The organism is Lachnoclostridium sp. An138 (genome assembly GCF_002160765.1).
GTDB lineage: Bacteria > Bacillota > Clostridia > Lachnospirales > Lachnospiraceae > Laedolimicola > Laedolimicola faecalis.
Window position 1 is genome coordinate 35470 of sequence record NZ_NFLF01000008.1, and the last position, 25692, is coordinate 61161.

Here is a 25692-nt window from a genome sequence, read left to right on the forward strand (position 1 = left end):
CGGACTGGAGAGAGACTGGAACAGGGAGGCACAGATGGACGCATACACCGGTTTTGCAGAAGTTTATGATCTGTTTATGGATGGCGTTCCCTACCGGGAATGGGCGGAACGGATCGTGAAAAATCTGAAGGAATATGGAATTCGTGAGGGTCTGGTGCTGGATCTGGGCTGCGGCACAGGCAGCATTACGGAGCTTCTCGCGGATGCGGGGTATGATATGATTGGCGTGGACGCTTCAGAGGAGATGCTGGAGCTGGCCGATGAAAAAAAGAGAAAATCGGGACACGATATTCTTTATCTCCTGCAGGATATGCGTGAATTCGAACTGTACGGCACAGTCAGGGCGGTTGTCAGCGCCTGTGATTCCCTGAACTATATTACAGAGGAAAAGGATCTGCTTCAGGTTTTCCGCCTGGCCCATAACTATCTGGACCCGGATGGGGTCATCCTTTTTGACCTGAATACCGTTTATAAATATGAAGAGATTCTGGGAGAGTCTGTCATTGCGGAAAACCGGGAAGAGGGAAGCTTTATCTGGGAGAATTATTATGATCCGGAAGAAAAGCTGAACGAATATGATCTGACACTCTACATAAAGGAAGAGGACGGCAGATACAAAAGGTTCGAAGAAACCCATTTTCAGAGAGCGTATGAAGCTGAGGCTGTGAAAGGGCTTCTGGAGAAAGCCGGATTTCAGGTAGAAAAAATGCTGGACGATGAGACGGGGGGAGAGCTCCGGAGAGAGACGGAGCGGCTCTTTGTGGCAGCGCGGAAAAGAGCAGACGGATAGAGCGGCGGAATCAGAGAAGCAGAGACAGAGAAGCAGAGACAGAATAAAGGAGCAGATATGTCAGATTATATTGTCAGAGCGGCGGCAGCGGATCTTCAGATCCGTGCCTTTGCCATCACATCCAGGGAGCTGGTGGAGAAGGCCCGCTCCATTCATAACACAAGCCCTGTGGCTACGGCGGCCCTGGGAAGACTTTTAAGCGCGGGTTCTATGATGGGAGCCATGATGAAGGGAGAGCAGGATCTACTTACCCTGCAGATTAAGGGAGACGGCCCCATCGGCGGCATTACGGTGACGGCGGACTCGAAAGCCCGGGTCAAGGGCTATGTAAACGAGCCTGCGGTGCTGATTCACGCAAATGCGAAGGGCAAGCTGGACGTGGCGGGAGCCATTGGAAATGGAATGCTGAGAGTGATCAAGGATCTGGGACTGAAGGAGCCCTATGTGGGACAGACCGAGCTTCAGACCGGAGAGATTGCGGAGGATCTTACGTACTATTTTGCCACTTCGGAGCAGGTTCCTTCTTCTGTGGGCCTGGGTGTGCTCCTGAACCGTAATAACACGGTGCGGCAGGCGGGCGGCTTTATCATTCAGCTGATGCCTTTTACGGATGACCATATCATTGACGCGCTGGAAAAGAAGCTGTCTGAGGTAAGTTCCGTGACAGCTCTTCTGGATCAGGGAATGACGCCGGAGGAGATTCTTTCCTATCTTCTGGGTGATTTTGGCCTGGAGATCACGGATACCCTTCCGGCCGCCTATTACTGCAACTGTACGAGAGAGCGGGTAGAGCAGGCGATTGTAAGCATCGGCAGCCAGGATATCCGCGAAATGATCCAGGAAAATAAACCCATTGAGGTGAAGTGTCAGTTCTGTGACCGCGCGTACACTTTTGATGTGGAGGATTTGAAGAGAATCCTGGCAAAGGCAAAGCGGTAGAACCGGACCGGCAGGGGATTTATAAGGAAGGGGCTGAAAATGCCTGCTTCCGGAGAGGGAATGGTATGATACACGGATTTATTAAAACGGCGGCTGTGACGCCGAAGGTACAGGTGGCGGACCCGGAAGGGAATGCCCGGGAAATTATCCGTCTTGCGAAAGAGGCTGCGGGGAACGGGGCAAAGATTATTGTATTTCCGGAGCTTTGCATCACAGGCTATACCTGCGGGGATCTGTTTCTGCAGGAGCTGCTTCTGGAGAGCGCAAAGGAAGCTCTTCTGCAGATTATCCGGGAGACCAGGGAACTGGACGCTCTGATTTTCGCAGGGCTTCCCTGGGAAAAGGAAGGAAAGCTTTACAATGTGGCTGCGGTCTTTCAGGGAGGAAAGCTGCTTGGCCTGGTGCCAAAGACCTGCATTCCCAACTACGGGGAATTCTATGAGCTCCGGCATTTTGCCCGGGGAAACCAGGAAGCGGATGCTGTCTGGACGGATTCCGGAGATGGAGAAAGGGATTATATTCCCTTTGGAACAAGGCTTCTGTTTACCTGTGAGGAGATGCCGGGACTGGCAGTGGCGGCGGAGATCTGTGAGGATGTATGGGTGCCGGACCCGCCGAGCATCCACCATGCCCTTGCCGGAGCGACCGTAATCGTCAACTGTTCCGCCAGCGATGAAACCACGGGAAAAGACGCGTACCGGGAAGCGCTGATCAGCGGGCAGTCTGCCCGGCTGGTCTGCGGATATATTTACGCCAATGCGGGAGAGGGAGAATCCTCCCAGGATCTGGTGTTTGGCGGCCATAATCTGATTGCGGAAAACGGGAAGATTTTGAGCCGTTCCGCTCGTTTTAAGAATGAGACCATTTACGCGGATCTGGACATTGCCAGAATTGTGGGGGAGCGGAGAAGGATGACCACATTTTTCTCCAGGACCGACGCGGTTTACACAGAGATAGGTTTCCATCTGAACAAAGAGGAGACAAAGCTTTCTCGTTTTATCGATCCGGCTCCTTTTGTTCCGGATGACAGCCAGGACCGGCAGAAACGGTGCGAGGAAATCTTCGCGATCCAGTATATGGGCCTGAAAAAGCGGCTGGAGCACACCCGCTCCAGGACGGCTGTGGTGGGAATCTCAGGGGGACTGGATTCCACTCTGGCGCTTCTGGTGGCGGTCAGGGCTTTTGACAGTCTGGGACTGCCCCGGAAAGGCATTCTGGGTGTGACGATGCCCTGTTTCGGAACCACGGACCGGACCTACCGGAATGCCTGCGAGCTGGTGAGAAAGCTGGGCGGCACACTCCGGGAGGTGGATATCCGGGAAGCGGTCACGACTCATTTCCGGGATATCGGACACGATCCGGAAGTTCATGATGTGACTTATGAAAATTCCCAGGCAAGAGAGAGAACGCAGGTGCTGATGGATCTGGCGAATCAGTCCGGAGGCCTGGTAATTGGAACAGGCGATATGTCGGAACTGGCTCTTGGCTGGGCCACCTATAACGGGGATCACATGTCCATGTACGGTGTTAACGCCGGAGTGCCCAAAACCCTGGTCCGCCATCTGGTCCGGTATTATGCCGACACCTGTGGAGACCCGGAGCTTGCGGCCACCCTCCTGGATGTGCTGGATACCCCGGTGAGCCCGGAACTGCTTCCGCCAAAAGACGGAGTGATCGCTCAGAAGACGGAAGACCTGGTGGGTCCCTATGAGCTGCATGATTTCTTTTTGTATTATGTGCTTCGTTTCGGGTTCACGCCGGCGAAGATATATCGTCTGGCCCGTCTGGCTTTTGCAGGAGCATATGGGGAGGATACGATTCTGAAATGGCTGAAGACCTTTTACCGCAGGTTCTTTACCCAGCAGTTTAAGAGGTCCTGTCTGCCGGACGGTCCCAAGGTAGGATCTGTGGCAGTGTCGCCCAGAGGAGACCTGAGGATGCCCAGTGACGCCAGCGCGGCCATATGGCTGAAGGAACTTGAGACATTGTAATGATTCAGCACAGGCCGGACCATAACCGTGAAGGCGCTGAACAGCTGCGAAACTTTACAGAAACAGGGCGTCTGCCCGCTCAATCAAATAAGAAAGACAGGGGAGAGAGACAATGGCTTTTAAGATTATTACCGATTCCGCTTCAGATCTGCCAAAGGAAATCATTGAAAAATACCAGCTTCATGTGATCCCTACGCCGGTCACGATCAACGGAACCGACTATTTTGACGGAAAGACGATTTTTCCAGAGCAGTTTTACAAGATTCAGGCGGAAGGAGCCGACATCAAAACCTATCATATCAATCAGTATATGTTCCATGAAAATTTTGAGCCTTACGCAAAAGCCGGGGATGAGGTTCTGTACCTGTGCTTTTCCACGGGAATCGCCGGAACCTTCAATGCGGCAAATCTTGCAAAGGAAGAGCTTCAGGAGGAGTATCCTGATTTTAAAATAACGATTATCGATACGAAATGCGCTTCCATGGGATTCGGACTGGCTGTGGAAAAGGTTCTGCGCATGCAGGCGAACGGAGCGCCGAAGGAGCTGATCATTGAGGCGGCTCAGTACTTCTGTTCGCATATGGAGCACATTGTGACGGTGGAGACGCTGGAATACCTGTATAAGGGCGGACGTCTGAGTAAGACTTCGGCTGTGCTGGGCGGAGTGCTCGACCTGAAACCTATCATTGAGATCAATCAGGATGGCGCTCTGGTCGCCACCGAAAAAATCCGCGGCCGCCACAAGTCGCTGAAACGCTGCGTGGAGCTTGTAGGAGAGCGGGGCGTAGAGCTGGATAAGCAGATTATCAGCGTAGTGCATGGAAACGATCCCGAGACCTGTGAAAAGGTATGCGCCATGCTGGAGGAAAAATATCACTGCCATGATATTATCCGTTCCTGGGTGGGCTGCGCCATTGGCGCCCATACGGGTCCGGGAATCATCGGAATCGTATTCCTGAATGCCAGCGAAGAAAAATACGCGGAATACCTGAAATAGAAGGCCGGCCACGGCGCGCATATAGAAAGAGCGGGAGAAGATCCATGAAGATAGAACACATTGCCATGTATGTAAATGATCTGGAAAAAGCAAAGGAATTTTTCGTGAAATATTTCGGCGCGGTATCCAATGAGGGCTATCACAATAAAAATACAGATTTCCGCTCTTATTTCCTTTCCTTTGAAGGAGGAGCCAGGCTGGAAATCATGAACCGTCCGTCTATGGAGGACCCGGAGAAGACGCCGGCGCGGACGGGCCTGATCCATCTTGCTTTCAGCGTGGGGAGCAGAGAAAAGGTAGACGAACTGACTGCGGTTCTGAAAGCGGACGGTTATGAGGCGCTCAGCGGGCCAAGAACCACAGGAGACGGCTATTACGAGAGCTGTATTGTGGGAATCGAGGGAAACCAGATCGAGGTCACAGTGTAAACGCACGGCGCAGGATGTTCCGGGAGGTGGGAAGAATAGGGCCGTATACTGGCAGAGAATAAAAATGTGTGAGGCAAGAGAAGGAGAGAAAGATATGGTATTACATAACGTATATTTCAGCGGAAAAGGCACGACCAAAGCCTGCGCGGACTGCATTGCTTCCGAAATGGGAATGGAAGTAAAAGAACACGACTGGCTGACGCCCGCGGCCGTTCAGGAAAAAATCCAGATTCCTGCCGGCGAGGCGCTGCTGTTTTCCATGCCTGTTTACGGCGGCTTTATTCCGCATATCTGCGCAGAGCGTGTCTCTACATTGGAGGGAAATCACACGCCGGCGGTCATAGCGGCAGTGTACGGAAACCGGCATTATGACGACGCGCTGGTGCAGATGCGGGATTTGCTGGAGAAACAGGGATTTATCGTGATCGCGGCGGGAGCCTTTCTCGCGGAGCATTCTATTTTCACGACCGTGGCAGCCGGAAGGCCCGATGAAGACGACCGGACAGCCATGAAAGAATTTGCGGGACGGTGCAGAGACCTTCTGGCCCGGAGAGAGCTGTGGGAAGACAAAAAGATCCAGGTGCCCGGAAAGGCATCTTATGACCCGTCTGCATTCAAAGGGGTTCCCTTCCATCCGGACGGAGACGAAAAGTGCGTCGGCTGCGGAAAGTGTGTTCAGGTCTGTCCGCAGGGAGCGATCAGCAGGGAGAATCCCCGTGAGACCGACGGGGCGCTTTGCATTTCCTGCGGAGCCTGCATCGCGGTCTGTCCTGAGAAGGCAAGAGATTACCACGGAGAGGCTTACCTCGCGGCCCGCGCGGGATTTGAGGAAAAGTGCGCGCAGTACAGAAAGCCGGAAATGTATTATATTGCTGAATGGGAATGAGATTCAAAGAAAAAGCGATAACTAAGAATTGGGAGGTATTCTGGAAGATTAGCCTTTGGGATTTTTGTGAAACCGGGCCTGGTGGGCGGCCTGATTTCATAAAGGTCCTGTAAAAACCCTTGACAGCGCCGTGCGTCCGTGATATGATAGCAGGGCGAATGGAAGTAGGCTTTTTTTTTATGCCTAAAAATCGGCAGTCCGGCCCTTCAGATAGCCGGATGTGCCAGCAAAAAGTAAAAATTAAGCGGAGGTGGAAGTTGTGCGTGTAAAAATCACATTGGCATGTACCGAGTGCAAGCAGCGGAATTACAACATGACAAAAGAGAAGAAGAACCATCCGGACCGGATGGAGACCAGCAAATATTGCAGATTCTGCAGAAAGCACACACTGCACAAGGAAACAAAATAAGGTGCAGGAAAGGATAGTGGGACGATGAGCGAAGCAGTAGAAAAGGCCCCGAAGAAAACCGAGAAGCCTCAGAAAAAGAGCTGGTTCAAGGGTCTGAAGGCCGAGTTTAAGAAAATCATGTGGCCCGACCGGAAGACTGTTGCGAAGCAGACGGTCGCAGTTGTGCTTACATCCATAGCTCTGGGCATTATCATTAAGATTCTGGACATTATACTGTCTTATGGAATCGATGTGCTGATCAGTTTATAGGAGTGAGAATATGGCAGAGGCAAACTGGTATGTAGTCCATACCTATTCCGGATACGAGAACAAGGTAAAGGCCAACATTGAAAAGACGATTGAAAACAGACACCTGGAGGATCAGATCCTCGAAGTGAGGGTTCCCATGCAGGACGTGGTCGAGATGAAGAACGGAGCCAGGAAGCAGGTTCAGAAGAAGATGTTTCCGGGCTATGTTCTGATTAATATGGTCATGAATGACGACACCTGGTATGTGGTGCGCAACACCAGAGGTGTGACCGGCTTTGTTGGACCGGGTTCCAAACCGGTTCCTCTGACAGAGGCGGAGATGCGTCCGCTCGGAATCCAGTCTGAAAATGTCGTAGTTGATTTCAAGGAAGGCGATACTGTCACGGTTACAGGAGGAATCTGGGCCGACACAGTAGGCGTGATTCAGTCCATGAACCACAGCAAGCAGTGCGTGATCATCAACGTGGATCTCTTTGGAAGAGAGACACCGGTGGAGATCAGCTTCTCTGAAATCAGAAAAATGTAACACCTACAAACAAGCAAGTGGGAGGGAGAAACCCAGAAACCCGCAATTACCACAAGGAGGTGCCTAAAATGGCAAAGAAAGTAACAGGTTATATTAAATTGCAGATTCCTGCTGGAAAGGCAACACCGGCTCCGCCTGTAGGTCCGGCTCTTGGACAGCACGGTGTGAACATCGTTGAGTTCACAAAGCAGTTCAACGCAAGAACCGCAGATCAGGACGGAATGATCATCCCGGTTGTTATCACAGTTTACGCAGACAGATCTTTCAGCTTCATCACAAAGACTCCGCCTGCAGCAGTTCTGCTGAAGAAGGCATGCAACATCCAGTCTGGTTCCGGAGTTCCGAACAAGACCAAGGTGGCTACCATCACAAGAGCAGAGCTTCAGAAGATCGCAGAGCTCAAGATGCCGGACCTGAACGCAGGCAGCATCGACGCGGCTATCAGCATGATCGCAGGAACAGCCCGCAGCATGGGTATCACTGTAACGGACTAATAGAAACTGTATAACAATGTCAGACGTGGGAGGGAGAAACCCGTAATCCCGCAATTACCACCAGGAGGTTATTTAATATGAAACATGGAAAGAAGTATGTTGAGGCTGCAAAGCTCTACGACAAACAGACTCAGTATGATAAAGAAGAGGCAGTAGCTATCGTAAAGAAGCTCGCTACCGCAAAATTTGATGAGACCATCGAGGCTCACATCCGCACCGGCTGCGACGGACGCCACGCAGATCAGCAGATCCGCGGCGCCGTAGTTCTTCCTCATGGAACAGGTAAGACTGCCCGTGTGCTGGTATTCGCAAAGAACGCAAAGGCCGACGAGGCACTGGCTGCAGGCGCAGACTTTGTAGGAGCTGAGGAGCTGGTTCCGAAGATCCAGAACGAAGGCTGGCTGGATTTCGATGTAGTAGTAGCTACACCGGATATGATGGGCGTTGTAGGACGTCTGGGCCGTGTACTTGGACCCAAGGGTCTGATGCCGAACCCGAAAGCCGGAACCGTTACCATGGATGTGACCAAGGCTATCCAGGAGATCAAGGCTGGTAAGATCGAGTACCGTCTTGACAAGACAAACATTATCCACGTGCCGATTGGAAAAGCTTCCTTCACCGAGGAGCAGTTAGCAGACAACTTCCAGACGCTGATCGATGCAATCAATAAGGCAAGACCTTCCGCTGTAAAGGGACAGTTCCTGAAGAGCGTAACTCTTGCTCCGACCATGGGACCGGGCGTAAAGCTGAATCCTGTAAAGCTTGCGTAATTTATTGATTGACATACAGAAAAAAGTATGCTATTCTATCATAGCATGTAACACGACCCGAAGACAGCAGGTGCCGTAAGGCATAAGGTAAATACGCCTGCCGAGGACGATACATTCATTTATGGAATGACTTTCAGAACCTCTCTGTCTATGCGGGCAGGGAGGTTTTTTCATGGAGCGATCCATGGATTTCCCGGTATCGGGTTGGTGTACACAAAAATCTAAAAGGAGGTATACCATTCATGGCAAAGGTCGAGTTAAAGAAACCGATCGTAGAGGAGATTGCCGAGAATATCGACGGCGCTCAGTCTGTAGTTCTGGTAAACTACTGCGGTCTGACTGTAGAAGAAGACACCAGACTTCGTAAAGAGCTCAGAGAGAACGGCATCATCTACAAGGTTTACAAGAATACGATGATGAATTTTGCGTTCAAGGGAACTCCCTGTGAGGAACTTTCCCAGCACCTGGAAGGACCGAACGCTGTTGCGATTAGCAAGACAGACGCTACGGCTCCGGCCAGAATTCTGGCGAAGTTCGCAAAAGACGCAAAAGCTCTTGAGATCAAGGCCGGAATCGTAGAGGGAACCTACTACGACGCGGCAGGCATGGATGCGGTATCCAAGATTCCGTCCAGAGACGAGCTGCTCGGAAAACTGCTTGGAAGCATTCAGTCCCCGATTGCAAATCTTGCGCGTGTTCTGAATCAGATCGCGGAGAGCAAGAATGGAGCAGCAGAGGCATAAGCAGTCTGCTTCTTCAAAAACAGCGGGCCGCAGCCTGAAGGCTGCAGCCATAGTCTACAGAGACTTATGAAATAAGTGGAATTCTGCGGAATTCCGGATAAAGAAAAATGAAAAAATCAGGAGGAAAATAAAATGGCAAAGTTAACAACCGCTGAGTTTATTGAAGCGATTAAAGAGTTATCCGTATTAGAGCTGAACGAGCTGGTAAAGGCTTGTGAGGAAGAGTTTGGCGTATCTGCAGCAGCAGGCGTAGTTGTAGCGGCAGCAGGAGCTGGCGAGGCAGCAGCAGCTGAGGAGAAGGATTCCTTCGACGTAGAGCTGACCAGCGCTGGAGATTCCAAGGTTAAGGTTATCAAGGTTGTTCGTGAAGTAACCGGACTTGGCCTGAAGGAAGCTAAGGACTTGGTAGACAGCGCTCCGAAGGTAATCAAGGAGGGCGTATCCAAGGCTGAGGCTGACGAGCTGAAGGCTAAGCTGGAGGAGCAGGGAGCAAGCGTAACCCTGAAATAAGTTCTTTCAGACAAAGGATTCGAGAGGACAGAGACAGTGGTTTCTGTCCTCTTTTTGCGTAGTGAGACGGAATTTCCGGAGACGCTGCGGGCAGAGAAAAAGTATATAAAAGAAATGCTGAAAATTTTTGAATTTAGTGCTTGACACAAATTTTGCATTGTGGTATCATGTACAGTGCACTATTGTGGTGAGCTGGGCTCTAAATTCATTTTATTTTTTATGAAAAAAATGACGAAATAGCAGCTGACTTCCATATTAAATAAGGGGTGAACGTCAATGGAAAAGAACAGAATACGTCCGGTGAACACCGGAAAGGGCTACAGAATGAGCTATTCCAGACAAAAAGAAGTCCTGGAGATGCCGAACCTGATCGAAGTTCAGAAGGATTCCTACAACTGGTTCCTGAAAGAAGGACTTCGCGAAGTGTTCGACGATATCTCCCCGATTGCCGATTACAGCGGGCATTTAAGTCTGGAATTTGTGGACTTCACGCTCTGTACGGGTGAGGGCGATATCAAGTACACCATTGAGGAATGCAAGGAGAGAGATGCCACTTACGCAGCTCCTCTGAAAGTCAAGGTACGTCTTTATAATAAAGAAACAGATGAAATCAATGAGCATGAGATATTCATGGGTGACCTGCCGCTGATGACAGAGACAGGTACATTTGTGATCAACGGCGCAGAACGTGTCATCGTCAGCCAGCTCGTTCGTTCCCCCGGAATTTACTATGCGATTGATCATGATAAAGTAGGAAAAGGCCTCTATTCCTGTACGGTCATCCCGAACCGCGGTGCATGGCTGGAGTATGAGACGGATTCCAACGATATTTTCTATGTACGTGTGGACAGAACCAGAAAGGTGCCGGTAACCGTACTGGTGCGTGCCCTGGGCTACGGAACGAATCCGGAGATCATCGATCTGTTCGGTGAAGAGCCGAAGATCCTGGCTACCCTGAGCAAGGATACGGCGGAGAACTATCAGGAAGGTCTTCTGGAGCTGTACAAGAAGATCCGTCCGGGTGAGCCGCTGGCAGTGGAGAGCGCTGAAAGCCTGATTATGAGCATGTTCTTCGATCCGAGAAGATATGATCTGGCAAAAGTGGGCCGTTATAAGTTCAACAAGAAGCTGATGCTGCGCAACCGTATCGCGGGCCATATCCTGGCTGAGGATGTGGTGGACACCCAGACAGGCGAGATTATCGCCGAGGCAGGCACACAGGTGACCCGGGAGCTGGCAGATGAGATCCAGAACGCGGCCGTTCCTTTCGTTATGATCCAGTGCGAGGAGCGGGCTGTGCGCGTAATCTCCAGCATGATGGTAGATCTGCGCCACTATCTGGACGCAGATCCGAAGGAACTGGGTGTTACGGAGTTAGTATATTATCCGGCTCTGAAAAAAATACTGGAAGAAACCTCCGATCCGGAGGAGATTAAGGCAGCCGTGAAGCGTGATATTCACGAGCTGATTCCGAAGCATATTACGAAGGAAGACATCATTGCTTCCATTAACTATAACATCCATCTGGAGTACGGTATCGGAAATGACGATGACATCGATCATCTGGGCAACCGCCGTATCCGTGCCGTGGGCGAGCTGCTGCAGAATCAGTACCGCATCGGTCTCTCCAGAATGGAGCGTACGGTCCGCGAGCGTATGACTACGCAGGATCAGGACAATATTACGCCGCAGTCTCTGATCAATATCAAGCCGGTGACGGCTGCCGTGAAGGAATTCTTCGGTTCCTCCCAGCTGTCCCAGTTCATGGATCAGAACAACCCGCTGGGCGAGCTGACGCATAAGCGCCGTCTGTCCGCTCTGGGACCGGGCGGTCTGTCCAGAGACCGTGCGGGATTCGAGGTCCGCGACGTGCATTACTCCCATTACGGAAGAATGTGTCCCATCGAGACGCCTGAGGGACCGAACATTGGTCTGATCAACTCTCTGGCGACTTACGCGCGGATCAACGAGTATGGCTTTATTGAGACGCCGTACCGCAAGATTGACAAGACAGATCCGAAGAATCCGGTGGTTACAGATGAGGTAGTCTACATGACCGCGGATGAAGAGGATAATTACCATGTAGCACAGGCGAATGAGCCGCTGGATGCGGAAGGACATTTTGTCCGTAAGAACGTATCCGGTCGTTACCGCGAGGAGACTCAGGAGTACGAGCGTTCCATGTTTGATTATATGGACGTATCTCCGAAAATGGTGTTCTCCGTGGCTACGGCTCTGATTCCTTTCCTGGAGAACGACGACGCGAACCGTGCTCTGATGGGATCGAACATGCAGCGTCAGGCCGTGCCGCTTCTGACTACGGAGGCTCCCGTAGTGGGAACCGGAATGGAAGTTAAGACGGCTGTGGACTCCGGTGTCTGCGTGATTGCGAAGCATGACGGAGTAGTGGAGCGTTCCGTTTCCAATGAGATTGTGATTAAGTGCGCGGACGGAACGAAGGATGTATATCATCTGACGAAGTTCTCCCGAAGCAACCAGAGCAACTGCTACAACCAGAGACCGATTGTATTTAAGGGCGATAAGGTGAAAGCCGGCGAGGTCATCGCAGACGGTCCTTCCACCTCCGGCGGAGAGATCGCGCTGGGCAAGAACCCTCTGATCGGTTTCATGACCTGGGAAGGATATAACTATGAGGATGCCGTTCTCTTAAGCGAGCGTCTGGTGCAGGAGGATGTATATACCTCCGTGCACATCGAGGAGTATGAGGCAGAGGCCCGTGACACCAAGCTGGGACCGGAAGAGATTACAAGAGACGTTCCCGGTGTCGGCGACGACGCTCTGAAGGATCTGGACGAGCGGGGAATCATCCGCATCGGTGCAGAAGTCCGCGCGGGAGATATCCTGGTCGGAAAGGTTACCCCCAAGGGAGAGACTGAGCTGACCGCAGAAGAGCGTCTGCTGAGAGCGATCTTCGGTGAGAAGGCAAGAGAGGTCCGCGATACCTCCCTGAAGGTTCCTCATGGAGAATATGGTATTGTGGTGGATGCCAAGGTATTTACGAGAGAGAACGGCGACGAGTTGTCTCCGGGCGTAAATCAGGCAGTCCGCATCTATATAGCGCAGAAGCGTAAGATTTCCGTGGGCGACAAGATGGCAGGCCGTCACGGAAACAAGGGTGTGGTTTCCCGTGTGCTTCCGGTGGAGGATATGCCGTTCCTGCCGAACGGCCGTCCGCTGGATATCGTACTGAATCCGCTGGGCGTGCCGTCCCGTATGAATATCGGACAGGTACTGGAGATTCACCTGAGTCTGGCGGCCAAGGCCCTTGGCTTTAATGTGGCGACTCCTGTCTTCGACGGAGCGAAAGAGAGCGATATCATGGATACGCTGGATTTGGCCAACGACTATGCGAACCTGCCCTTTGATGAGGAAGAGGCGGCCGCCTGGAAGGCAGAGGGAAGAGAGACCAACGCCTGCGGAGAAGGATGGTCAGGAGAGACCTTTGAAAGCAAGCATAAAGAAGAACTGCTTCCTGAAGTTATGGAGTATCTGTCAGAGAACAGAGAACATCGGAAGTTATGGAAGGGCGTGCCCATTTCCAGAGACGGAAAAGTTCGTCTTCGTGACGGCCGTACAGGCGAGTACTTTGACAGCCCTGTTACCATCGGCCACATGCACTACCTGAAGCTGCACCATCTGGTAGACGACAAGATTCATGCCCGTTCTACCGGCCCGTACTCTCTGGTTACTCAGCAGCCTCTGGGTGGAAAAGCCCAGTTCGGCGGCCAGCGTTTCGGAGAGATGGAGGTGTGGGCTCTGGAGGCCTACGGCGCGTCTTATACCCTGCAGGAGATCATGACCGTGAAGTCTGACGACGTCATCGGCCGTGTGAAGACCTATGAGGCAATCATCAAGGGAGACAATATTCCTGAGCCGGGTATTCCCGAGTCCTTTAAGGTGCTCCTGAAAGAGCTTCAGTCCCTGGGTCTGGATGTAAGAGTGCTCAGAGATGACAATACTGAGGTTGAGATCATGGAGACCAGCGATTACGGCGAAGTGGATCTGCGCTCCATCATCGAAGGCGACAGGAGGTACGACAAGGACGAGGAATCTTTCGGCGACTACGGCTTCAGCAAGCAGGAATTTGAAGGCGAAGAGCTGGTAGACATACAGGAAGAGCCGGATGACGACGATTTTGTGGACTTTGAAGAAGACTATGAAGAGTAGTCGTATAACGAATAATAGAAGGGAGTGCCATTCATGCCAGAAACAACGAATCAGGCAGTATATCAGCCGATGACCTTTGACGCAATCCGCATCGGTCTTGCGTCTCCGGAGAAGATTCGGGAGTGGTCCAGAGGCGAGGTAAAGAAACCGGAGACCATCAACTACAGGACTCTGAAGCCGGAAAAAGACGGCCTGTTCTGCGAAAGAATCTTCGGACCCAGCAAGGACTGGGAGTGTCACTGTGGAAAATATAAAAAGATTCGGTACAAAGGCGTGGTCTGCGACCGCTGCGGCGTTGAGGTCACCAAGTCCAATGTGCGCCGTGAGCGTATGGGGCATATTGAGCTGGCTGCTCCTGTTTCCCACATCTGGTATTTTAAGGGAATCCCCAGCCGGATGGGACTGATTCTGGATCTGTCTCCACGTACCCTGGAGAAGGTGCTTTACTTCGCATCCTATATTGTACTGGATGCGGGAGACACCGAGCTTCAGTATAAGCAGGTACTGACAGAGAAAGAATATCAGGATATGCGCGAGAAATATGGAAACCGTTTCCGCGTGGGAATGGGCGCTGAGTCCATCAAGGAACTGCTGCAGGCAATCGATCTGGAGAAAGAATCTGCCGAACTGAAGGCGGGTCTCCGTGATGCCAGCGGACAGAAGCGTGCCCGTATCATCAAGCGTCTGGAGGTTGTAGAAGCCTTCCGTGGTTCCGGAAACAAGCCGGAGTGGATGATTATGGATGCGATTCCGGTGATTCCGCCCGATCTGCGTCCGATGGTACAGCTGGACGGAGGACGTTTCGCGACCTCTGACCTGAATGATTTGTACAGAAGAATTATCAACCGCAACAACCGACTGAAGAGACTGCTGGAGCTGGGCGCTCCGGATATCATTGTCCGCAACGAGAAGCGTATGCTGCAGGAAGCGGTAGACGCCCTGATTGACAACGGACGCCGCGGCCGTCCTGTGACAGGCCCCGGAAACAGAGCGCTGAAGTCTCTGTCCGACATGCTGAAGGGTAAGTCCGGACGTTTCCGTCAGAACCTGCTCGGAAAGCGTGTAGACTATTCCGGACGTTCCGTTATTGTGGTTGGTCCCGAACTGAAGATTTACCAGTGCGGTCTGCCGAAGGAAATGGCTATCGAGCTGTTCAAACCCTTCGTAATGAAGGAACTGGTGCAGAACGGCACTGCCCATAATATCAAGAGCGCGAAGAAGATGGTAGAGCGTCAGGTACAGCCCGAGGTATGGGATGTGCTGGAAGAGGTTATCAAAGAGCATCCGGTTATGCTGAACCGTGCTCCTACGCTGCATCGTCTGGGAATCCAGGCTTTCGAGCCGATTCTTGTGGAAGGTAAGGCCATCAAGCTGCATCCTCTGGTGTGTACCGCGTTCAACGCAGACTTCGACGGAGACCAGATGGCTGTGCATCTGCCCCTGTCCGTAGAGGCTCAGGCGGAGTGCCGTTTCCTTCTGCTCTCACCGAATAACCTGCTGAAACCTTCTGACGGAGGCCCTGTGGCTGTTCCGTCTCAGGATATGGTTCTGGGTATCTATTATCTGACCCAGGAGCGTCCGGGCAGCATTGGAGAAGGCAAGGCATTCAAGAGTGTAAACGAAGCAATTCTGGCTTATGAAAACGGCGCCATCAAGCTGCAGTCCCGCATTAAGGTGCGTGTATCCAAGACGCTGGCAGACGGAAGCGAGATTTCTGATATTATCGAGTCCACCATGGGCCGGTTTATCTTTAACGAGATTCTGCCGCAGGACCTGGGCTTTGTGGATCGTACGATCCCGGGCAATGAACTGAAGTTGGAAGTGGATTTCCACGTAGGCAAAAAGGGTCTGAAGCAGATCCTGGAAAAGGTTATCAATACCCACGGAGCTACCAGAACCGCAGAGGTGCTGGACGACATCAAGGCCATGGGATATAAATATTCTACCCGCGCGGCCATGACCGTATCCATTTCCGATATGACCGTACCGCCTGAGAAACCGGATCTGATTCAGAAGGCACAGGATACTGTGGATAAGATTACACGGAACTACAAGCGTGGTCTGATTACCGAGGAAGAGCGTTACAAAGAGGTTGTAGAGACCTGGAAAGAGACAGACGCAGTGCTGACCAAGGCGCTGCTGGATGGCCTGGACCGTTACAACAATATCTATATGATGGCAGACTCCGGAGCCCGTGGTTCCGACAAGCAGATCAAGCAGCTTGCCGGCATGCGTGGACTGATGGCCGATACGACAGGTCATACCATCGAGCTGCCTATCAAGTCCAATTTCCGTGAGGGACTGGACGTACTGGAATATTTCATGTCTGCTCATGGAGCGCGTAAGGGTCTGTCTGATACGGCTCTGCGTACCGCAGACTCCGGTTACTTGACACGTCGTCTGGTAGACGTATCTCAGGAGCTGATTATCCGCGAGGTAGACTGCTGCGAGGGCAGGGATGAGATTCCGGGCATGGTTGTCCGCGCATTCCAGGATGGAAAGGAAGAGATTGAGAGCCTGCAGGAGCGTATTACAGGACGTTTCTCCTGTGAGACGATCAAAGATAAAGATGGCAATGTAATCGTGAAGGCAAATCATATGATCACGCCGAAGCGCGCGGAAGCCATCATCAAGAATGGCGTGGATGAGAATGGAAATCCGTACAACGCGCTGAAAATCCGTACCATTCTGACCTGTAAATCTCATATCGGCGTGTGCGCGAAGTGCTACGGCGCCAACATGGCGACCGGAGAGGCCGTGCAGGTAGGTGAGTCTGTCGGAATCATCGCGGCACAGTCCATCGGTGAGCCGGGTACCCAGCTGACCATGCGTACCTTCCATACCGGCGGTGTGGCAGGCGGTGATATTACACAGGGTCTTCCCCGTGTAGAGGAGCTTTTCGAGGCCAGAAAGCCGAAGGGACTTGCGATTATCACGGAGATTCCTGGTACTGTTACAATTCTGGATACCAAGAAGAAGCGAGAGGTACAGGTAACAAGTGAGGATGGAGAGTCCAAGACATATCTGATTCCGTACGGTTCCCGTATCAAGGTACAGGATGGACAGGTGCTGGAGGCCGGCGACGAGCTGACAGAAGGAAGCGTAAACCCGCATGATATTCTGAAGATCAAAGGTATCCGGGCAGTTCAGGACTACATGCTCCGCGAGGTACAGCGTGTATACCGTCTGCAGGGTGTAGATATCAACGATAAGCACATCGAGATGATTGTGCATCAGATGCTGAAGAAAGTCCGCGTAGAGGACAACGGCGACAGCGATGTACTGCCGGGTACTCTGGTAGATGTTCTGGACTTCGAAGAAATGAACGAGAAGCTGGAAGCCGAAGGCAAGCGTCCGGCAGAAGGAAAGCAGGTAATGCTGGGTATTACAAAGGCATCTCTTGCAACCAATTCCTTCCTGTCCGCCGCATCCTTCCAGGAGACCACCAAGGTTCTGACCGAGGCCGCTATTAAGGGTAAGGTCGATCCGCTGATTGGTCTGAAGGAGAACGTCATCATCGGTAAGCTGATTCCGGCCGGAACTGGTATGAAGCGTTACCAGAATGTGCGCCTGAGCACAGAGATGAACGAGTTTTCCGAGCTGAATCTGGATGAGGATCTGGAGGATGAGAATTTTGCTCTGGATGAAGAGCTGGATCTGGCGGAAGACGAGGCAGAGGCAAAGGAGTACGACGAGCTGGAGAAAGCTTCTGAGAAAGAGGCAGAAGAGCCGGTGGAAGTGTAAAAAGATTCAATATAACTGACAGGAAGTACCGCAGAGGCGGGATATGAGGGCAGGGCATCCTGCAGGCTGCTTACACAGTCTGCGGGATGCCCTGCCGCATATCGGAACATGGCCTGGTAATTATGAAAAAACTAGGAAATATATAAAAGAATTGTGAAAAGGATTGACATTGTCTCTGTAAGTGTTAAGATCTCAAAATAGCAGGCATTATGTGATTCGCAAAACATCCTTCGGCTGAGAAAAAAGAGGAAAGCTCCGGACAGCTGAAGAAAGCATCAAAGGAGTGAGCGAATGTTTGGATATATTGAATGCAACCGCTCAAAGCTTTCCAAAGAAGAACTGGAACGTTATCAGAGTGTGTACTGTGGTCTGTGCAGGAACCTGAAAGAGAGATATGGAGGAATGGAAAGGCTCAGTCTGAGCTATGACATGACGTTTGCGGTGCTGTTTCTTTCTTCTCTGTATGAACCGGAGGAAAAGGTAGAGAAATTCCGCTGCAGTATTCATCCCCTGAAGACGCGGACAAGTGTGGAAAATAAATTTACGGAATACGCGGCGGATATGACAGTTGTGCTGGCGTATTTCAAGGCCCTGGACGATTGGAAGGACGAAAAAAAGCCGGGAAAGCGCTGGTACGCCGGGATACTGAGCAAGGCTTATCAGGAAGTGGAGAAAGCATATCCCAGGCAGTGCCAGGCGGTATCATCCAGCATCCGGGAACTGGAACTGATCGAGAAAGACAGGGATTCCAATCCCGATCAGGCTATCAACTGCTCAGGCAGGATGCTGTCGGAGCTCTTTGTCTGGAAAGAGGATTTCTGGAGCAACAGTCTGCGGACCTTTGGCTATGAGCTGGGCCGCTTTATTTATCTGATGGATGCTACGCTGGATTATAAAAAAGATTTTCGAAAACGCAATTATAATCCTCTGTTTAAAATGGGAAAGCAGCCGGAAGAAATGGAGGCGTCTTTGAGTCTGCCTCTCGGAAATGCTATGGAGGTATTCGAAAGACTTCCGCTGGTGCAGGATGCGCATCTGCTGCGGAATATTCTGTATGGAGGAGTATGGCAGCAGTATTACGCAAAGCTGCGTGGGAAGGAGACGGATCATGATTGACGATCCCTACAAGGTTCTTGGTGTGTCCAGGGACGCGACAAAGGAAGAGATAAAAAGAGCATACAGGAAAAAAGCGAAAGAATACCATCCGGATCTGCATCCGAATGATCCTCATGCGGCTGAAAAGATGAATGAGATCAATGAAGCCTATGATATGCTGAATAATCCTGAGAAATATAAAAGGCAGCAGAATGCTTACGGCGGGTACGGCCAGAGCTCTTACGGAGGAAGCCAGAGCCAGAGAGGCTATGGCCACCAGGGGCCTTATGGTAATGGAGGCTATGGCCAGAACGGCTCGTATGGGAACGGCGGGTACGGCCAGGACCCCTTTGGCGGTTTTGGAAGCTTTGAGGATTTCTTCGGCGGATTCTGGGGAATGCATACCGGGCCGGAGCAGCCGCGCAGCATGCCCGGCGACAGCGAGGACATCAGACAGGCCATTGATTTTATTAATATGGGCCGGTATCAGTATGCGGATTCTACGCTGAACGCCATGCCGGGATCGCAGAGGAACGCAAGATGGTACTACTTAAGCGCACTGGCCAATTACGGACTGAATAATCAGATGCTGGCAGTTTCCCAGATTCAGAAGGCCCTGCAGCTGGACCCCAATAACGCTTTGTATCAGAGGACACTGCAGAGCTTCCGTTATGCGGAGAACAATTACAATCAGAATGGACAGGATTACCAGCGTCAGGCGGAAGGAATGGACAGGTTCTGCCGCAGCTTTTGTCTGGCACAGCTGTTCTGCATGCTCTGCTGCCGCTGCTGATTGGAGGGCAGATGGCGGCTGACAGAGACAGAGCCGGCTGATGCAGTTTTGAAAAAACGGAAGAAGGGAGACAGTCCCGTTGAAATTCAAGGCATGGGAAAGCTTGAATGCTGCGGGACTGTCCCCCTTTTTGGGTTTCAGAGGTTAAAGCAGGGTATCTTTGTTCTGCTTCTGCCTCAGCGGAATCTGAAAAGTAAAGCAGCTGCCTTTCCCGGGCTTACTTTCTGCCCAGATAGTTCCATGATGGGCTTCAATAATCCATTTTACAAGAGGAAGACCCAGGCCGGTGTTGCTGCCTCCCGGACTGCGGGAAGGATCTGCCCGGTAGAAACGCTGCCAGATCCGTTCCAGATCTTCACTGGCAATGCCGATGCCGTCATCGGCAATGCTGCACAGCGCAGAGCCGTCCCGGGCTGAGAGGGAAACTTTGACGAATCCGCCGGAGCGGCCGTATTGAACGGCATTTTCCAGCAGGTTCAGAAAGACCCGGACCAGACTTGCCTGATCACCGTCCACAATGATTTCCGGCGCAATCTCGCAGTCAATGCGGATTTGACGCTGGCCGGCCATATCCTGGCACTGCTCCGTAGTCATGGATGCCACCAGGCTTAAGTCAGTGGGAGCCATGGTGAGCTGCTGGCTTCCGTTGTCTGCCCGGGCAAGCATCAGCAGCTGAGAGATCAGAGAGGACATCTTTCCGGCCTGCTCCAGGATAATTTCCAGTCCTTCTTTCTGCTCCTCCGGTGTCGCATCGGGGAGCAGGGCATATTCCGCCTGGGAAGTGATGACAGCCACAGGAGTGCGCAGCTCATGGGAAGCGTCAGAGGTAAACTGGCGCTCATGCTCGAAGGAGGTCTCCAGGCGTTCGAACATTTCATTGAAGGTATCAGCAAGCTGCCGGATTTCACCCTGGGTACGTTCCGTGGGGATGCGCGCAGACAGGTCTCCGCCTGCGCCGATGGTCTCAGCAGTCTGCCGGATCTCCTCTATGGGAAGAAAAGCCCGCCGGGTGATGGAATAACCCACCAGAAGCGCTACGGCAATCAGCAGGGGACAGGCAATCAGGAGGACGAGAAGCATGGTGCGCTCTACGGAGAACAGGGTTTCCGAGGGAAGAACGCCGCGTATCCAGAGGATCTGACCGTCTTGAGAGAGAGCTGCGTCATAGACAGACCAGGTGCTTTCTCCGGTGGAAAAGGTCTGGAAGGAATAGGCTTTCAGAACCGTGTCCGCAGGAAAATTTGTAGGGACGCTGCCGGCGATCAGCCGTCCCTGCTCATCGTAAATGCTGAAAATCACTCCATCTTCATAGAAACGAATATCATCGTCCAGCTCGTAGGAACCATTTTCAAAATCAATATCATCCACAAAATCCAGGACGACTTCCTCAAGGCGGGAATCGGATTCTCTCTGAAGAAGGCTTCTGGAAATGGAAAAGATAAATCCAAACAGGAGCAGAACGATCAAAACCAGCATGCAGGCATACCAGAGAGTGACCTTCTGCTTGATGGACAAGCCTTTTCCGGAAAAATGTTTTTTTCCCTGTTTTTTCATGTTTTTCATGATTCTATCCTCATGACGTATCCGGCGCCCCGGACTGTGTGAATCAGCTTCTGTGAAAAGCCTTCATCAATTTTTTTCCGCAGATAGCGGATATAGACATCTACCATATTGGAGCCGCCTTCATAGTCAAAGCTCCAAACATGCTGCTCGATCTGTTCCCGGGAAAGGACACGTCCCTGATTCCGCATCAGATATTCCAGCATGGCGTATTCTTTTCCGGAGAGTTCTATGAAGTGTCCGGCCCGGCTGACCATGTGGCTTTTCAGGTCTACGGTCAGATCTCCCAGAACCAGTTCATCGGTGGTGTGCTCTGTAGAACGCCGCAGCATGACGCGGATACGGGCCAGAAGCTCCTCAAAGGCAAAGGGTTTTACCAGGTAATCGTCTGCTCCGCAGTCCAGACCGGCGACCCGGTCGTCCACGCCGTCCCGGGCTGTCAGAAAGAGGACTGGAACCCGGTTTCCCTCCGCGCGTATCTTTTTTAATACCTCGATGCCGGAAAGCCCCGGCAGCATGATATCAAGAATCACTGCGTCATAAGGCGATACTGACAGATAATCCAGGGCTTCCAGCCCATCGCCGCAGGCATCCACGCTGTAGTGTTCTTTTAAAAGCCGTTTCTTTATAATAGTCTGTAAATGAATTTCGTCTTCTACTACCAGAAGCCGCATCTGCCTCATCCTTTCTGCCGCCGGAACAGGAAGCAGTCCAGGACTGGTCTTCTGCTCCGGTATTTTTCTTCATTATAAGAGATCCAGATGAAAATAGCATTAAAAAATTTTTTTGAGATTGTTTTTTCTTTTAATGTTCTTTTAATTTTCATAAGATAGGATAGACTCATCAAAGGGAGACACCCAAAAGAAAATCAAAGTAAAAATAGAAGAAAGAGAGGAACTTGTTATGAAGAAAAAATTATTAGCGGCGGCCGGAGTGATTGGATTACTGGTATTGGCGGGATGCCAGAATACGAGCAGCAGTGAGACTGAGCAGCTGAAGCAGCAGATAGCCCAGCTGGAACAGCAGGTGACAGAGCTGGAGAACAGCAATGGTGCTTCCGATACAGCGGATGACACTGCGAATGCAGGCACAGATACAGCGGCAGCGGACACAGGCACAGACGCGGCAGCGGATACCTCCGCAGACACATCCGCAGCAGATGCGTCTTCCACAGACACGTCGGCTTCCTCTGCGGAAACAGCAGGGAGCACAGCGGTTCCGACTATCGATGAACTGACGACAAAGGTAGATGAGTTTGTGCAGAAGGCTGACGCGGAAGCGGCCTCCTCTGCGGAAAAAACGCTGGAAAATTATTTTACGCTGAAGCAGGAAGCGGAAGAAATCGACCGCAGCCTGGAGCGTTACGAGGATGATCTGGAGTATCAGTACAGAAACGGCTCTCTGACCCGTGACGATTACCGGACCAAAGAAAGAGAAGCGGATCTTCTGGAAGATAAGCTGGATGCGGCAGAAGACACGCTGGAATTCGTGTATGGAATTGACGACTAAGGAAAAGACAGGTCCAGAATCAGAGAAGTATGAGAGAAGTATAAGAGAAGTATGAAAGACGGCCCTGAACAGCAGAGGCTGAAATGGAAGAGGCTCCGGAGCATGAAAGATTCCGGAGCCTCTTCCATTCCGGCGGGCAGTGAGCCAAGCGGATACGTTTACGCATCCCTTTGGCGGATGCCGCAGAGGATTGACTGTGAGCCAAACGGTATTACCATTCGGTAAATATTGTGGATTGGGAAAAGCTCGTATGTGCCTTTTCCGCTTTTATAATTCTACAAAAACCGGCGCGTGGCCCAGGGCCGGAATCAGCTTGTCCAGCACATCCGAGGTCTTAAGCTTCAGGCTGGAGGTATTGATACAGGGGTGGCAGCCGAATTCCTCCTGAGCTGTTACCTCCCTGTCAATAATCAGCTGAACCTGATTATCTGAGTCATTCATCAGCCCGAGGATCGTGGCTGAACCGGGAGTCACGCCCAGGTATTTTTCCATATACTCGGCCGGGGCAAAGGAAAGGCGCGAGGACCCGATCTGCTTGGAAAGATCTTTTGTCTTAAACTGCTTGCCGCCCGGCATCAGAAGCAGATAAAATTTCGTCTTCTGGGCATTGCAGAGAAAAAGATTCTTGCAGATATCGATACCGAGAAGATCGTCCACGCCCTTGCAGTCTTCAATAGTCATGGCCACATCATGGTCAACGCGGACGAAAGGAATCTCCAGCTTTTCCAGAAGATCGTAGACTGCCATTTCCCTGGGAAGACGGCCTTCCGGTTCAGGTCGTGTGTTATAAAGGTGACGGTCAATATGTATTTCACTCATTTTTATAAGCCTCCTGTTTCATAAAGCTTCTGTCTTTTAAGCCTTCTATTATACAAGGCTTCGGCTTTACAAGCTTTCTGTCCTGTAAGCTTTTTCCTGTGATTTACCGGGTCCAGCGTCCGCTTGCGCCGCAGGGAAGCACAAGACCCGTGGATGTGACAGGCAGGCCGATTTCCTGAGAGTCTACGGTTCCTCCAAAAGACTTCAGTTCCAGAGAAATCATGTAGGTCAGTACGGCCGGGGCCAGTCCTGTGGTGTAGGAATTGACGAGAAAGAACAGCGGCTTCTCGTTTAAAAGCTGCGCGCAGAGATGAATCAGCGGATGGATGGCATCTTCGATCTTCCAGATCTCTCCCTTGGGACCACGGCCGTAGGAAGGAGGGTCCATGATAATGCCGTCGTAGTGATTCCCACGGCGGATTTCACGCTCTACAAATTTCATGCAGTCATCCACAATCCAGCGGATGGGAGCCTCGGCAAGTCCGGAAGAGCGGGCATTCTCTCTGGCCCAGCCTACCATGCCCTTGGAAGCGTCCACATGTGTGACGGCTGCGCCGGAAGCGGCCGCGGCCAGCGTGGCGCCGCCTGTATAGGCGAACAGGTTCAGCACCTTTACGGGATGGTCTGCGTTTTTGATCAGTCCGCCGAACCAGTCCCAGTTGGCAGCCTGCTCCGGAAAGAGGCCGGTATGCTTGAAGCTGAAGGGTTTCAGATTGAAGGTGAGAGGGGTGGAGCCGCAGAGGGGATAGCGGATGGTCCACTGCTCCGGAAGATTCCGGAATTCCCATTCTCCTCCGCCCTTTTTACTCCGGTGGTAATGACCGTTCGGCTTCTTCCAGCCGGACAGTGTGCGCGGTGTATCCCAGATGACCTGGGGATCAGGGCGTACCAGCTGGTAAGAGCCCCAGCGTTCCAGCTTTTCTCCTTTGGAAGTATCCAGTATTTCATAATCAGTCCAGTTGTTGGCGATCCACATAAGATTCTCCTTTTTTCTTGAAAAACAGACGGAACAATCCGTCCATGACAATAATAGACATGGCAATCATGCCGGCAGCCACCAGTGTCTCTGTCACATAGTGGGATGTCAGGTTATCCGCCCGAAGCATGGAATCTACGATATGATACATTCCGGCGCCGGGAACCAGCGGCAGGATACCGGGAATCACAAAGACTGTCACAGGAGTCTTCAGAATCCGGGCGAGAAGCTGGGCGCAGAGGGAAACCAGGCAGCCGGAGATGAAAGTAGCCGTCCCCACATTCAGCCCGCGGTCTTCCAGAAGCAGATAAAGAGCCCACCCGGCCGCTCCGGCCAGCCCGGCAAACAGAATATGGCGGCGGGGAGTATTTAAGATAAAGCAAAAAGCTACCACGGCCAGAAAAGAGCCGGCGGTTTCCAGAAGCATGTCAGGCACCTCCTAATGTCTGCAAAGATTCATCCGACGCCCAGGCCGATGCCGATCCCCATGGCGACAGCGGCCGCGGTCACAAAGGCTTCCAGCATGCGGGCGGTTCCGGACAGATAGTCGCCATGCAGGGTGTCGAAGACAGCATTGGTGATGGCAACGCCTGGAACCAGGGGCATGATAGAAGCGATGACAACAGCATCCAGACTGCCTGCTCCCGGAAATACGCGAAAAAATCCGGAAGCCAGCATCGACGCGGCGGCAGCGCTCAAAAGCGTTCCGAAAAAAGATTGTATCCGAAGCCGTCTGCAGGCATACAGACAGACAGCAGTAATCAGGCCGGTCAGAGCTGAGACAAAAGCCTCGGACAGAGAGCCGCCGTAAGTCAGCGCGAAGGCTGCCGTCACCACCGGTGTGGAAATCAGAAAGGCCCCGGGCTTCCACGGATGCTCTTTGAGAACTTTCACCTGCCGGAAAGCTTCCTCCAGCTCCAGTTCTCCGGTACAGAGCTTCCGGGAAAGAGTATTGAGCCTGTCTATCATATCGAGATTGGTGCTTCGGTTTGTAATACGGCGCACCACAGTCATAGAATGAATGGAAGGGTCGTCCAGCGTAGCTACGAAACCTGTCATGGTCACGAAGACTTCCGCCGTCTGAAGTCTGGAAAGGGAGAGAATCCGGTGCATGGTATCTTCTACCCGGTAGGTCTCCGCCCCGTTTTCCAGCATCAGCTCCCCTGCGGCCACAGCCGTATCCAGAAGCAGTTTATAATTCATGGTGTTTTCCTCTCAGAATTGCCGTTCCGGGCAGAAAAGCAGCACTTTGAGACTGTCTGCCCGCCATTCCCGC

24 protein-coding genes and 1 other annotated feature are annotated in these 25692 nt (G+C 52.0%); of the genes, 18 read left to right on the forward strand and 6 right to left on the reverse strand.

Going from position 1 to position 25692, the window contains the following annotated elements; genetic code table 11:
- Positions 1–34 precede the first annotated feature (34 nt).
- The 17 genes from B5E82_RS08470 to B5E82_RS08550 all read left to right on the forward strand — a co-directional run bounded on the left by B5E82_RS08470 (position 35) and on the right by B5E82_RS08550 (position 19552).
- Positions 35–790: a class I SAM-dependent DNA methyltransferase gene (locus B5E82_RS08470; RefSeq protein ID WP_087307219.1), complete on the forward strand. Its 756-nt coding sequence runs from the start codon at positions 35–37 to the stop codon at positions 788–790.
- Between the two features lie 57 nt (positions 791–847).
- A complete protein-coding gene (gene hslO / locus B5E82_RS08475; RefSeq protein ID WP_087307134.1) occupies positions 848–1729 on the forward strand; it encodes an Hsp33 family molecular chaperone HslO in 882 nt (293 codons plus the stop codon).
- 65 nt (positions 1730–1794) lie between these two features.
- Complete coding sequence (locus B5E82_RS08480; RefSeq protein ID WP_087307135.1) at positions 1795–3720, forward strand: NAD(+) synthase; 1926 nt, start codon at positions 1795–1797, stop codon at positions 3718–3720.
- A 112-nt stretch (positions 3721–3832) separates the two neighbouring features.
- Positions 3833–4717 (forward strand): DegV family protein, encoded by an 885-nt coding sequence (locus tag B5E82_RS08485; protein ID WP_087307136.1) that lies wholly within the window; start codon positions 3833–3835, stop codon positions 4715–4717.
- Positions 4718–4761: 44 nt separating this feature from the next.
- Positions 4762–5145, forward strand: coding sequence for a VOC family protein (locus B5E82_RS08490; RefSeq protein WP_087307137.1), 384 nt, complete (start codon positions 4762–4764; stop codon positions 5143–5145).
- A 94-nt stretch (positions 5146–5239) separates the two neighbouring features.
- Entirely contained in the window at positions 5240–6031 is a 792-nt protein-coding gene (locus B5E82_RS08495; RefSeq protein ID WP_162610743.1) for an EFR1 family ferrodoxin, read from the forward strand.
- Positions 6032–6290: 259 nt separating this feature from the next.
- A complete protein-coding gene (gene rpmG / locus B5E82_RS08500; protein WP_140393106.1) occupies positions 6291–6440 on the forward strand; it encodes a 50S ribosomal protein L33 in 150 nt (49 codons plus the stop codon).
- A gap of 24 nt (positions 6441–6464) precedes the next feature.
- Positions 6465–6689: a preprotein translocase subunit SecE gene (gene secE / locus B5E82_RS08505; RefSeq protein WP_087307139.1), complete on the forward strand. Its 225-nt coding sequence runs from the start codon at positions 6465–6467 to the stop codon at positions 6687–6689.
- A gap of 10 nt (positions 6690–6699) precedes the next feature.
- Entirely contained in the window at positions 6700–7215 is a 516-nt protein-coding gene (gene nusG / locus B5E82_RS08510) for a transcription termination/antitermination protein NusG (RefSeq protein ID WP_087307140.1), read from the forward strand.
- Between the two features lie 68 nt (positions 7216–7283).
- Positions 7284–7709: a 50S ribosomal protein L11 gene (rplK, locus tag B5E82_RS08515; protein WP_087163573.1), complete on the forward strand. Its 426-nt coding sequence runs from the start codon at positions 7284–7286 to the stop codon at positions 7707–7709.
- A gap of 77 nt (positions 7710–7786) precedes the next feature.
- Positions 7787–8479 carry a 50S ribosomal protein L1 gene (gene rplA, locus B5E82_RS08520; RefSeq protein ID WP_087307141.1) on the forward strand — a complete coding sequence of 231 codons (693 nt, stop codon included), beginning with the start codon at positions 7787–7789 and terminating at the stop codon, positions 8477–8479.
- Between the two features lie 39 nt (positions 8480–8518).
- Positions 8519–8659 (forward strand) — a sequence feature (ribosomal protein L10 leader region).
- Between the two features lie 62 nt (positions 8660–8721).
- Positions 8722–9222, forward strand: coding sequence for a 50S ribosomal protein L10 (rplJ, locus tag B5E82_RS08525; RefSeq protein ID WP_087307142.1), 501 nt, complete (start codon positions 8722–8724; stop codon positions 9220–9222).
- Between the two features lie 132 nt (positions 9223–9354).
- Positions 9355–9732 carry a 50S ribosomal protein L7/L12 gene (rplL, locus tag B5E82_RS08530; protein ID WP_087163576.1) on the forward strand — a complete coding sequence of 126 codons (378 nt, stop codon included), beginning with the start codon at positions 9355–9357 and terminating at the stop codon, positions 9730–9732.
- Between the two features lie 276 nt (positions 9733–10008).
- Positions 10009–13920 (forward strand): DNA-directed RNA polymerase subunit beta, encoded by a 3912-nt coding sequence (gene rpoB / locus B5E82_RS08535; protein ID WP_087307143.1) that lies wholly within the window; start codon positions 10009–10011, stop codon positions 13918–13920.
- Positions 13921–13953: 33 nt separating this feature from the next.
- Complete coding sequence (gene rpoC / locus B5E82_RS08540; RefSeq protein WP_087307144.1) at positions 13954–17664, forward strand: DNA-directed RNA polymerase subunit beta'; 3711 nt, start codon at positions 13954–13956, stop codon at positions 17662–17664.
- Positions 17665–17955: 291 nt separating this feature from the next.
- Positions 17956–18780: a DUF5685 family protein gene (locus B5E82_RS08545; RefSeq protein ID WP_087307145.1), complete on the forward strand. Its 825-nt coding sequence runs from the start codon at positions 17956–17958 to the stop codon at positions 18778–18780.
- Entirely contained in the window at positions 18773–19552 is a 780-nt protein-coding gene (locus tag B5E82_RS08550) for a DnaJ domain-containing protein (protein WP_087307146.1), read from the forward strand. Before B5E82_RS08545 ends, B5E82_RS08550 begins: the two co-directional genes overlap by 8 nt.
- A 144-nt stretch (positions 19553–19696) precedes the next feature.
- Here B5E82_RS08550 and B5E82_RS08555 read toward each other — a convergent pair whose 3' ends face one another.
- Positions 19697–21115, reverse strand: coding sequence for a sensor histidine kinase (locus B5E82_RS08555; RefSeq protein ID WP_087307147.1), 1419 nt, complete (start codon positions 21113–21115; stop codon positions 19697–19699).
- On the reverse strand, positions 21112–21786 hold the full coding sequence (locus B5E82_RS08560) for a response regulator transcription factor (protein ID WP_087307220.1): 675 nt from the start codon (positions 21784–21786) through the stop codon (positions 21112–21114). The genes B5E82_RS08555 and B5E82_RS08560 overlap by 4 nt, the downstream gene beginning before the upstream one ends.
- A 229-nt stretch (positions 21787–22015) precedes the next feature.
- Between B5E82_RS08560 and B5E82_RS08565 the strand changes: the two genes are divergently transcribed.
- Complete coding sequence (locus B5E82_RS08565; RefSeq protein ID WP_087307148.1) at positions 22016–22621, forward strand: hypothetical protein; 606 nt, start codon at positions 22016–22018, stop codon at positions 22619–22621.
- A gap of 267 nt (positions 22622–22888) precedes the next feature.
- On the opposite strand, the gene B5E82_RS08570 is transcribed toward B5E82_RS08565, so the two are convergent.
- The 4 genes from B5E82_RS08570 to B5E82_RS08585 all read right to left on the reverse strand — a co-directional run bounded on the left by B5E82_RS08570 (position 22889) and on the right by B5E82_RS08585 (position 25619).
- Entirely contained in the window at positions 22889–23440 is a 552-nt protein-coding gene (locus B5E82_RS08570; RefSeq protein WP_087307149.1) for a prolyl-tRNA synthetase associated domain-containing protein, read from the reverse strand.
- Positions 23441–23543: 103 nt separating this feature from the next.
- Positions 23544–24416, reverse strand: coding sequence for a class I SAM-dependent methyltransferase (locus B5E82_RS08575; RefSeq protein ID WP_087307150.1), 873 nt, complete (start codon positions 24414–24416; stop codon positions 23544–23546).
- A complete protein-coding gene (locus tag B5E82_RS08580) occupies positions 24391–24843 on the reverse strand; it encodes a threonine/serine exporter family protein (protein WP_087307151.1) in 453 nt (150 codons plus the stop codon). The genes B5E82_RS08575 and B5E82_RS08580 overlap by 26 nt, the downstream gene beginning before the upstream one ends.
- A gap of 29 nt (positions 24844–24872) precedes the next feature.
- Positions 24873–25619 carry a threonine/serine exporter family protein gene (locus B5E82_RS08585; protein ID WP_087307152.1) on the reverse strand — a complete coding sequence of 249 codons (747 nt, stop codon included), beginning with the start codon at positions 25617–25619 and terminating at the stop codon, positions 24873–24875.
- Between the last annotated feature and the right edge of the window lie 73 nt (positions 25620–25692).

Bases quoted from the DNA above. Each gene is read 5' to 3' on its own strand.
- B5E82_RS08470 (WP_087307219.1), top strand. From the start codon at position 35: ATGGACGCATACACCGGTTTTGCAGAAGTTTATGATCTGTTTATGGAT.
- hslO (WP_087307134.1), top strand. From the start codon at position 848: ATGTCAGATTATATTGTCAGAGCGGCGGCAGCGGATCTTCAGATCCGT.
- B5E82_RS08480 (WP_087307135.1), top strand. From the start codon at position 1,795: ATGATACACGGATTTATTAAAACGGCGGCTGTGACGCCGAAGGTACAG.
- B5E82_RS08485 (WP_087307136.1), top strand. From the start codon at position 3,833: ATGGCTTTTAAGATTATTACCGATTCCGCTTCAGATCTGCCAAAGGAA.
- B5E82_RS08490 (WP_087307137.1), top strand. From the start codon at position 4,762: ATGAAGATAGAACACATTGCCATGTATGTAAATGATCTGGAAAAAGCA.
- B5E82_RS08495 (WP_162610743.1), top strand. From the start codon at position 5,240: ATGGTATTACATAACGTATATTTCAGCGGAAAAGGCACGACCAAAGCC.
- secE (WP_087307139.1), top strand. From the start codon at position 6,465: ATGAGCGAAGCAGTAGAAAAGGCCCCGAAGAAAACCGAGAAGCCTCAG.
- nusG (WP_087307140.1), top strand. From the start codon at position 6,700: ATGGCAGAGGCAAACTGGTATGTAGTCCATACCTATTCCGGATACGAG.
- rplK (WP_087163573.1), top strand. From the start codon at position 7,284: ATGGCAAAGAAAGTAACAGGTTATATTAAATTGCAGATTCCTGCTGGA.
- rplA (WP_087307141.1), top strand. From the start codon at position 7,787: ATGAAACATGGAAAGAAGTATGTTGAGGCTGCAAAGCTCTACGACAAA.
- rplJ (WP_087307142.1), top strand. From the start codon at position 8,722: ATGGCAAAGGTCGAGTTAAAGAAACCGATCGTAGAGGAGATTGCCGAG.
- rplL (WP_087163576.1), top strand. From the start codon at position 9,355: ATGGCAAAGTTAACAACCGCTGAGTTTATTGAAGCGATTAAAGAGTTA.
- rpoB (WP_087307143.1), top strand. From the start codon at position 10,009: ATGGAAAAGAACAGAATACGTCCGGTGAACACCGGAAAGGGCTACAGA.
- rpoC (WP_087307144.1), top strand. From the start codon at position 13,954: ATGCCAGAAACAACGAATCAGGCAGTATATCAGCCGATGACCTTTGAC.
- B5E82_RS08545 (WP_087307145.1), top strand. From the start codon at position 17,956: ATGTTTGGATATATTGAATGCAACCGCTCAAAGCTTTCCAAAGAAGAA.
- B5E82_RS08550 (WP_087307146.1), top strand. From the start codon at position 18,773: ATGATTGACGATCCCTACAAGGTTCTTGGTGTGTCCAGGGACGCGACA.
- B5E82_RS08555 (WP_087307147.1), bottom strand. From the start codon at position 21,115: ATGAAAAACATGAAAAAACAGGGAAAAAAACATTTTTCCGGAAAAGGC.
- B5E82_RS08560 (WP_087307220.1), bottom strand. From the start codon at position 21,786: ATGCGGCTTCTGGTAGTAGAAGACGAAATTCATTTACAGACTATTATA.
- B5E82_RS08565 (WP_087307148.1), top strand. From the start codon at position 22,016: ATGAAGAAAAAATTATTAGCGGCGGCCGGAGTGATTGGATTACTGGTA.
- B5E82_RS08570 (WP_087307149.1), bottom strand. From the start codon at position 23,440: ATGAGTGAAATACATATTGACCGTCACCTTTATAACACACGACCTGAA.
- B5E82_RS08575 (WP_087307150.1), bottom strand. From the start codon at position 24,416: ATGTGGATCGCCAACAACTGGACTGATTATGAAATACTGGATACTTCC.
- B5E82_RS08580 (WP_087307151.1), bottom strand. From the start codon at position 24,843: ATGCTTCTGGAAACCGCCGGCTCTTTTCTGGCCGTGGTAGCTTTTTGC.
- B5E82_RS08585 (WP_087307152.1), bottom strand. From the start codon at position 25,619: ATGAATTATAAACTGCTTCTGGATACGGCTGTGGCCGCAGGGGAGCTG.